The organism is Micromonospora sp. U56, assembly GCF_018070095.1.
Lineage (GTDB): Bacteria > Actinomycetota > Actinomycetes > Mycobacteriales > Micromonosporaceae > Micromonospora > Micromonospora purpureochromogenes.
Map to the genome: position 1 here is coordinate 1 of NZ_JAGPYL010000189.1, position 8,086 is coordinate 8,086.

8 protein-coding genes and 1 pseudogene are annotated in these 8,086 nt (G+C 70.3%); 2 read left to right on the forward strand and 7 right to left on the reverse strand.

All coding sequences use genetic code 11. The features are described from left to right. Window positions 1–403: 403 nt before the first annotated feature. The gene (locus tag KBX37_RS32510) at window positions 404–940 is read left to right on the forward strand and encodes a hypothetical protein (RefSeq protein WP_210779663.1); all 537 of its coding nucleotides are present in this window, start codon (window positions 404–406) and stop codon (window positions 938–940) included. Between the two features lie 97 nt (window positions 941–1,037). Here KBX37_RS32510 and KBX37_RS32515 read toward each other — a convergent pair whose 3' ends face one another. The 7 genes from KBX37_RS32515 to KBX37_RS32545 form a co-directional block, all read right to left on the reverse strand. Then, window positions 1,038–1,661 carry a response regulator transcription factor gene (locus KBX37_RS32515; RefSeq protein WP_210779664.1) on the reverse strand — a complete coding sequence of 208 codons (624 nt, stop codon included), beginning with the start codon at window positions 1,659–1,661 and terminating at the stop codon, window positions 1,038–1,040. Then, window positions 1,658–2,884 (reverse strand): sensor histidine kinase, encoded by a 1,227-nt coding sequence (locus tag KBX37_RS35755; protein WP_307849301.1) that lies wholly within the window; start codon window positions 2,882–2,884, stop codon window positions 1,658–1,660. The genes KBX37_RS32515 and KBX37_RS35755 overlap by 4 nt, the downstream gene beginning before the upstream one ends. Next, window positions 2,842–3,666 carry an ABC transporter permease gene (locus KBX37_RS32525; RefSeq protein ID WP_210779665.1) on the reverse strand — a complete coding sequence of 275 codons (825 nt, stop codon included), beginning with the start codon at window positions 3,664–3,666 and terminating at the stop codon, window positions 2,842–2,844. The genes KBX37_RS35755 and KBX37_RS32525 overlap by 43 nt, the downstream gene beginning before the upstream one ends. Further along, entirely contained in the window at window positions 3,663–4,517 is an 855-nt protein-coding gene (locus KBX37_RS32530; protein ID WP_210779666.1) for an ABC transporter ATP-binding protein, read from the reverse strand. Before KBX37_RS32530 ends, KBX37_RS32525 begins: the two co-directional genes overlap by 4 nt. A 426-nt stretch (window positions 4,518–4,943) precedes the next feature. Further along, window positions 4,944–5,951: an ATP-dependent DNA ligase gene (locus KBX37_RS32535; protein ID WP_210779667.1), complete on the reverse strand. Its 1,008-nt coding sequence runs from the start codon at window positions 5,949–5,951 to the stop codon at window positions 4,944–4,946. A gap of 573 nt (window positions 5,952–6,524) precedes the next feature. Further along, window positions 6,525–6,944 (reverse strand): hypothetical protein, encoded by a 420-nt coding sequence (locus tag KBX37_RS32540; RefSeq protein ID WP_210779668.1) that lies wholly within the window; start codon window positions 6,942–6,944, stop codon window positions 6,525–6,527. A 77-nt stretch (window positions 6,945–7,021) separates the two neighbouring features. Continuing rightward, window positions 7,022–7,510 (reverse strand): hypothetical protein, encoded by a 489-nt coding sequence (locus tag KBX37_RS32545; RefSeq protein ID WP_210779669.1) that lies wholly within the window; start codon window positions 7,508–7,510, stop codon window positions 7,022–7,024. A gap of 62 nt (window positions 7,511–7,572) precedes the next feature. Here KBX37_RS32545 and KBX37_RS32550 point away from each other — a divergent pair. Then, window positions 7,573–7,962, forward strand: a pseudogene (locus KBX37_RS32550) (transposase); the annotation flags it as partial. Between the last annotated feature and the right edge of the window lie 124 nt (window positions 7,963–8,086).

Here is an 8,086-nt window from a genome sequence, read left to right on the forward strand (position 1 = left end):
CGGCGCGAGGATCAGTTGGCCCGCGGAGGCCCGCCCCACCACCAGGTGGGGAGTCGCTCGCCCCCACGGCGAGGATCCACAACGGTGCATCGGAAACCCGGTGAACGTTAGTGGACACCGCACTAGCCCGTTACCAGCAGCAATGCTCCTCGACGCCTGCAGAAGTCCAACCTGGCCACCTGGACGGGCAGGCACACTCGGGCTGACGAGGTGGCGGCCTCGATCATCGCAGCCAGCCGGAGTCCCGCTGCAACTCGGTGAGCCAGTTCCGCTACTGCCACTCGTGTCGCTCAGCACGACTACCACGCCGCCTGCTGCCGTGACGTGTCGGCCGCAGGCGGCACGTTCGATGCTTCCGCGCGGCGGCCGCTCAGTCGGCGTCGGCGCGACCCGGAGGTGATGCGTGGATTCCGACCGGCTCGAGACATGGCGCGACGATCTGCGGAAGTCAGTCGCCTCCGCGGTGGTCGACTTCGAAGTCCACTACGGGTACCCGCCCGGCGAGAACGCGGTCCGGGAGCCGGACACGACTGCTGCTGCGCGGCTCGCTGCTGCCCGTCCCGTAATCCCCGGCGACCTCTTGGACCTGTACGCGACGGTCGCTGCCGTCGACCTACCGGACATCGGTAACGGATTCTTCCTGCACGCGGCCTCCGACGTGGCTGACGGCCACGAGTCACGGGACCTCTGGCGGGTACGTGGACGCCACGATGCCGATGTTGTGGTGTTCGCCAGCGACGGTGGCGGCACCCAGTATGGGTTGGCTACGCCGGCAGGATCGCCGGTCTATCGGCTCCCACCGGACCTCGTCCTCGGTGGCATCTACACCTCCGAAAGCCCGCGATTCGACGTGGCCGCCCCGGATCTGTCGACCTTCCTCGACCACTTGCTCCAGGCCGTCAAGACGTTCGCTGCATCGGGCACACCGCCGAGCTTGTGATCGATCATCCAAGTCAAGCGTCAAGCATGTGGTGCGACCAGACACGCGGCAGTGCGGCAACGGTCGCCTGACAGGCTGTTCACGGGTGGCTGCCGAGTCAGGATGGCAGCAGGCCCGCGGCCATCGCGGTGGTCACCGCCGCGGTCCGGTCGGTGACGTCGAGCTTGGCGAACGCGCGCAGCAGGTGGGTCTTCGCGGTGGCCTCGGTGATGTGCAGCCGCACCCCGATCTCGCCGTTGGACAGACCCTGCGCGACCAACCGCAGCACGTCGACCTCCCGCGGCGACAGGATGACCGGCCGGGGGTGGCGGAGTTGGCGGAGCACCCGGCCGGCCACCGACGGCGCCAGCACGGTCTCGCCGCGGGCGGCGCCGCGGACCGCGTCCACCAGTTCGGCCCGGGACGCGTCCTTGAGCAGGTACCCCGCCGCTCCGGCCTCGACCGCGCGGAGGATGTCCCCGTCCGTCTCGTACGTGGTGAGCACGACCACCCGGGTGCCGGGTGCCACGGCCAACACATTGGCGGTCGCCGCGGCGCCGTCCACCCCGGGCATCCGTAGGTCCATGAGCACGACGTCGGGGCGTACCGCCCGGACGGCGGTGACCGCCTCGGCGGCCGAAGCGGCCTCGCCGACCACCGCGATGTCCGGCTCGCCGGAAAGCATGCCGCGCACCCCGGCCCGCACCACCGGGTGGTCGTCCACCAGTAGCACCGAGATCATCTGATCGGCACCTCCGCCCGTACCGTGGTGCCGGCCCCCGGGCTGGACGCCACCCGCAGCGTACCGGCGACCTGCTCGACGCGGTTCCGCATGCCGGCCAGGCCGTACCCGTCGCCGGCCGGCGGGGTGGTGAAGCCGCGGCCGTCGTCGCGGACCTCCAGCACGACGACGTCGTTTTGCCGTTCAAGGCGTACCTCGACCCGGCCGGCGGCGGCGTGCTTACGCGCGTTGGCCAACGCCTCCTGGGTGACCCGCAGCAGCACCACCTCGACCGAGGTGGGCAGCGGGCACTGCGTCCCGGGTGCGGCCAGGGTGACCGGCACACCGCTTTCGGCGGTGAACCGGCCCACCACCCGCCGCACCGCCTCGACCAGCGGCGACCCGGCCAGCTCCGCCGGGGTCAGCGCGGCGACAAGTGCCCGTGCCTCGGCCAGGTTGGCGCGGGCGGTGGTCACGGCGAGGGCCAGGTGGCGGCGGGCCTGCCCGGCGTCGCGGTCCAACTCGGCGTCGGCGGCCTGAATCAGCATGACGACACTGGACAGTCCCTGGGCGATGGTGTCGTGGATCTCGCCGGCGAGCCGTTGCCGTTCGGCGTCGACGCCGGCCTGCCGGGACAGCCGGGCCACCTCGTCGCGGGAGGCGGCCAGCTCGTCGACCAGCGCGGCCCGCCGGTCGGCGTCGACGAACAGGTGCTGCACCCAGCCGCCGGTCACCGACACCACGACGGCGACCATCAGGGCCGCCAGCAGCGCCCCCCTGACGTCCGGGCCGGCACCGAACCGCAGCCAGTCCAGTACCACCTGGACGGCGGTGAACAGCACCACCGCGCCGACCGCAGGCATCGTCGGCAGCAGCATGAACGCCTGCGGCAGGAGCACGAACAGGGCGAACGACGCCGACGACGCCAGCGCCACCGCCGGCACGTAGAGCGCGAGAGCGACCCCCAGATAGAGGTACGCCCGCCAGCCCTTGATTCCGTACCGCATGAGCGCCCGACCGAAGGCGGCGTACCAGACGCTGATCGTGGCCAGCAGCGCGACGGACCCGACGCGGTACGGCGCGGCCGGTGGGGTGCTGGTGGCCACGGCGACTCCGACGGCGACGGTCAGCACCGCGAAGTAGGCGTCCCAGAGCGGGTACCGGGCGACCCACGCCGCCGAGAGCGGCGGGTCGCCCGTGCTCACCGGTCCCGCCGGCCGCGCCAGCGGAAGGTGGTCAGACACAGCAGCAGACCTCCGATGCACCAGGCCGCGAGGATCAGCGCGGTCCGCCCGTGCTCCCAGTCGCGTACGACCTCCGCACCGAGAATCGTGTCGGGCAGCAGCGCTGAGCGGAAGCCCTGGGCCATCCATTTCAGCGGAAAGACCGAACCCAGCACGAGCAGCGGCTGCGGCAGCGCGCTGACCGGGGTGAAGTAGATGCCGGAGACGAAGGCCAGCACCAGGTACGGCAACTGGGTCACCGCCCCCGCGCTGCGGGCCGAGCGGATCACGCTGCTCACCGCGATGCCGAGCAGCGAACACGCGGTGACGCCGAGCAGGAACACCCAACCGAAGGTGAGCCACCGCCCCGGGTCGGTGGGCAGCCTCAGGTCGAACAGGACCACCCCGACGGCGAGCAGCAGCATGGTCTCCGCGGCCACCACGACCATCGTCTGCACGGTCTTGCCCAGGAAGTACGCGGTCGGTGGCATCGGTACGCCGCGTAGCCGCTTGAGGGTGCCGTCGTCCCGGTCGTTGGCGATGCCGACACCGAGGTTGACAAAGGTGGTGGCCGCGATCCCCGCCGCGATCATGCTGGGCGCCAGGTACTGGGCGGAGGTGACGTCGCCGCCCGGGTAGACCCCGGAGATGAGCGAGCCGAGCAGCGCGAGGGTCACCACCGGCAGGGCGAAGGTGAAGGCCACCGCATCCCACTCGCGGAAGAACGCTTTCAGCTCGACGACGGCGCGGTGCAGGCCGAGCACCAGCGCGGAGGGGCGGGTGGTGCCGCTGGTAACAGTCATGGCCGGCCACCGATCAGGTCGAGGTAGACGTCTTCCAGGCTGGGCCGGGTCACGGTGAACTCGGGGAGCGGGCCGCCGAACCGCCGGCTCAGCTCCGCGATGACCGTGGCGGGGTCGTCGGTCTGCCGCTCGCCGCCGGACCACCGCACGGTGACCCGGTGGCCGGCCCGCTCGGCCAGGGCGGCCGGCGGGTCGTCGGCGACCACCCGGCCGCCGGCCAGCACCACCACCCGGTCGGCGAGGGCCGCCGCCTCGTCCAGGTAGTGCGTGGTCAGCAGGACCGTGGTGCCGGCTGCGGCCACAGTACGGATCAGCTCCCAGAACGCCCGCCGGGCGGCCGGGTCGAAGCCGGTGGTCGGCTCGTCGAGGAACAGCAGGCGCGGGTCGCCAACCAGGCCGAGGGCCACGTCCAGCCGGCGCCGCTGGCCGCCGGAGAGCTTGCGGACCCGGTTCCGGGTCCGGTCGGTCAGCCCCACCGCCCCGATCACCTCGGCCGGGTCGCGGGGTGCGGGGTAGTAGCGGGCGAAGTGCCGGACCGTCTCGCCCACGGTCAACTCACCGAGGTCAGTGGCCTCCTGGAGCACGATGCCGATGCCGGACCGCCAGTCCCGGGCGGCCCGGCCGAACCGGCCGGCCCGCGCCGGGTCAACCCCGAGCACGGTCACCTCGCCGCCGTCCCGGCTCCGGTGTCCTTCCAGGATCTCCACGGTGCTGGTCTTGCCTGCGCCGTTGGGACCGAGCAGGGCGACCACCTCGCCGTACGCGATGTCCAGGTCGATGCCGGTCAGCGCGGTGCGCCGGCCGTACCGCTTGTGCAGTCCGCGTACCCGGACCGCGGGGGATTCCGCCATGTGCCGATGCTCCGCCCGCCGACCCCGGTTGCGGGACGACCGGCCGGTCGAGGACGGTGTCCATCGGTCGACGGACACCGCGCTCGCCAGTGGGGACTGCCCCCGGTCTGGTCGCATCACCTTCCGATAGCGCGAGGACCGATGGAGCCACGACACGTAGCGACAACCGGCGGCATCTGCAGCGCTTGGCGCGGAATCAGGAAAGCCCAATGGCTCTTCCCGTCTCGGACGGCCGACCACACCGACAACGCGAAGCACGGGCTACGCGGCCAGCGCCGGGAGTGATGGCGCGCGATGGAGCAGTCACCCTGGCAGCCGCCTGCACCCACTCGCGCTGCTCATGGTCCGCGGAACATCTCCCGCGGTGCTGCTCAAAAGCCGAGCGCCCCGGCGCCCTTCCTGCGAAGGGATTTGAGCGGAGGTCGATCAGGCGCTGCTCGCGTAGTCGGGGAACGGGTCCTCGCCTTCACCGAGCAGCAGCGGCACGTCGTACACCGACAGGTCCGGCCTGGGGCGGGCGTACCGGACGCGGTGACGCCACCGGTGGTGCTCGAACGCCGTGTCGACCGCGATGTCCGCCACGACGGTCGGCTCGACCTGGACGTAGTGCAGCGGCTCGGGCCGGTCGAACTGGCCGGACCATGCGGCGGGTAGCGGCTCGGGCCAGGGGTGGGTAACAAGCCTGCGATCCGTCGGACGTGGCGGGGACAGCAGCGTTGCCAACTCCAGGCGCTGGGGCGTGGCCAGCGGATGCGTGCAGCCCGTATATCGCAGCCGGCCGCGCCGGTCGAATCGGCCGATAAGAACGGTCTCGGGATTGCGGATGCTGCCGGTGACGCCGCCGATGATCGCCTCCGTGGTGGCCCGGACTCGGAACTTCGCCCATCCTCGCCGACCAGGCTCATAGCGGCTGTCGAGCCGCTTGATCACCACACCTTCCACACCCGCTGCCGTCCATCTGGTCAGCCATTCGCTGACCTCGGCGACGTCGGTGCTCTGCGGGGTGACCGCCAACTGCGGCGGGGCGCCGGCGAGCAACCGGACCAGCCGGGACCTGCGCTCGACCAGAGGAGCATCGAGCACGGGCTCCCCACCATCGTCCACGAGGAGGTCGAAGGTGACGTAGTAGGCCGGGTGCTCACGGGCGACGCGCAGCAGGCCCCGGCCGGCGGTGACCCGCCGCTGCAACTGGGCGAAGTTCGTCCGCCCGCCCTCCCAGACGACCAACTCCCCGTCGAGCACCACCCCGGGCGGCACGAAAGCCCGCACCGCGCGCGTGATGTCCGGGAAGTACGACGTCAGGTTCCGGCCGGCCCGCGACTGGAGGTAGACGTCGGAATCTCCACGGAAGGCCAACGCGCGCCAGCCATCCCACTTCGGTTCATAGACCAAGTTCGGGCCCTCAAGCACCGCATCTACCGGTGCAGCGAGCATCGGGGCGACGGGCCTCCGCAGCGCAGACCCACCCAGTGAGGTGTCCCAACGCCAGGCTGAACTCACCCCCTCTAGCCCCGTCCGCCCAGGCCACGAGCGCCGCTCATATTCGCCCCTCCCCCGTCATCGTGGGGCAGCGGGAGCGGGGCTCGGGCGCAGATCAGGCACAACGAATGCGTCGGACCTGCACATTACGAGTCGGTCCCGCAGCGCTGGTCCAGCGTTCGGTCTTCGGCTCTACATGGTGTCCCAGTCCGTGATCGTCCGCCCATGCCCGCGGGCTTGGCTGCTCGTCCCGAGCTTGCTGCCTCACGCGTCGCGTTGGAGGGCGATGGCTAACGTGACCGGCAGTCCCATGCTTTCGAGGTCTGCGACCAACCGTTCACCGACCTCGCAGGCGTTCGTGAGCAAGGACGGGACATGAGCCGACCTTCAACGAACGTCCTTGCATCTACGCGAACGAGACCGCAACTGAGACCACCGCTTCTCACAACTTGCGGCACCACCGGGGCCCAACCCCCAGCCCCTAACACCCGCCCGGGGCCGGGGTGCCCCGCTGACTTCTTCGCAGGCCTAGCGGGAGCGGGTTGCTCGTGTGATGGATCGCCGGACCGAGCCGGCGATGAAGGCGACCGCGGCAGTAGGGAGGCCAACACCGATCCCGATCAGGAGCGCCGACGAGTCGTTGGCAGCGAGGGCCACCCCGAAACCGACAGCGACCAGTCCGCCGGCGACGGCGACGACCTGGCCGATGAGACCGAGACGGTGGGCCAGGCCGAGCAGGTTCACGTTCATGCTTCCTGGCCGGCAGGCGGTGGCGGCGACCAGTGCGGCCAGCGCTGTGAGTCCGAGCGCTGCAACTGCTCCGAGGCTTCCTGGCACAGCTGGCAGCGCGATCCGCTGTCCTCGTGCTGCCGACACGATCGACAACAGGAAGGCGCCTGCCGCGCCGAGCAGGAGCAGGCCGCTGAGAACCGCCAGGAGGATGTACATGCGTCTGAGGGCGGCGACGGCGCCGGGCGGGAGAAGGGGTCCCGGGTTGCAGCTCATGCCCTGGTGTGTGCTGCTCATCAGTACTTCATCCGCCAGTCGGTGCCATCGCCGTCTCTGAGGCTGCCGTCTTCGAGGTTGGTCGTGGTGGATCGGGGCCACGAGCCTCTCGGGTATGGCTCATGGCCTGCGAGCTTCTGTCGCATGCCGCTGAGCGCGTCGACGGTGAGGCCCACGTAGGTCAGGAACGCGACGACGAGGGTGCCGACGAGCCCGATGACCTTGGCCGTGGAAATTCCGCTCCGGCCGCGGCTGGCGGGGCACCGACCACGGTCGCGGCTGTCCCACCTCCACGATGAGTTCGGCGCCGAAGGCAGCCAATTTGACCATGCCAAGCTCGACCATCGATGCGCCAACGCAATGCGATCGTGTACCTCCTGCAACTGCGACAAGCTGTCCCCGGCCGCGTCCTTGATCGGCACCAAGGCCAGGCCCTCGACAGCCCTCGCCCACCGCAGCTGGTCAGGACTCGTCATCTGCAGGTACGTGATCACCTTCTCGGAGTGCACGCCCTATCGTCACCCAGGCGACGGATCGCAGCTGCCTGGCATCGATCAGAAAGGGCCTGGACCTCGGCTATGACAAGCACGACCCTGCCGGCGCTGGGTCAGGCAACATCCGCAACGGGACCAGGCCGAAGACGGTGCTGACCGACGCGACGGGCCATGTCGAGATCGACGTGCCGCGTGATCGGGCGGGCACGTTCGAGCCGCAGATCGTCAAGAAGCGGCAGCGGCGGCTGACCGGCGTCGACGAGATCGTGCTGTCGCTGTATGCCAAAGGCTTGACCACCGGGGAGATCAGCGCCCACTTCGCCGAAATCTACGGTGCTTCGGTCAGCCGGGAGACGGTCTCGCGGATCACCGACAAGGTGATCGAGGAGATGAACGACTGGACCGTGCGCCCCCTCGACGCGGTTTACGCGGCCGTGTTCATCGACGCCATCGTGGTCAAGGTGCGGGCTCTGTCGCTCGTTGTGTGAAGGGGTCAGTGTGTGAGCAGGACGCGTTTGCGGAGTAGGTCGAGGCCGGCGCGGCCGAACATCTGCCGTTTGATCATCTTGAGGCGGTTGATGTTGCCTTCGA

Bases quoted from the DNA above. Each gene is read 5' to 3' on its own strand.
- KBX37_RS32515 (WP_210779664.1), bottom strand. From the start codon at position 1,661: ATGATCTCGGTGCTACTGGTGGACGACCACCCGGTGGTGCGGGCCGGG.
- KBX37_RS32525 (WP_210779665.1), bottom strand. From the start codon at position 3,666: ATGACTGTTACCAGCGGCACCACCCGCCCCTCCGCGCTGGTGCTCGGC.
- KBX37_RS32530 (WP_210779666.1), bottom strand. From the start codon at position 4,517: ATGGCGGAATCCCCCGCGGTCCGGGTACGCGGACTGCACAAGCGGTAC.
- KBX37_RS32535 (WP_210779667.1), bottom strand. From the start codon at position 5,951: ATGCTCGCTGCACCGGTAGATGCGGTGCTTGAGGGCCCGAACTTGGTC.
- KBX37_RS32540 (WP_210779668.1), bottom strand. From the start codon at position 6,944: ATGTACATCCTCCTGGCGGTTCTCAGCGGCCTGCTCCTGCTCGGCGCG.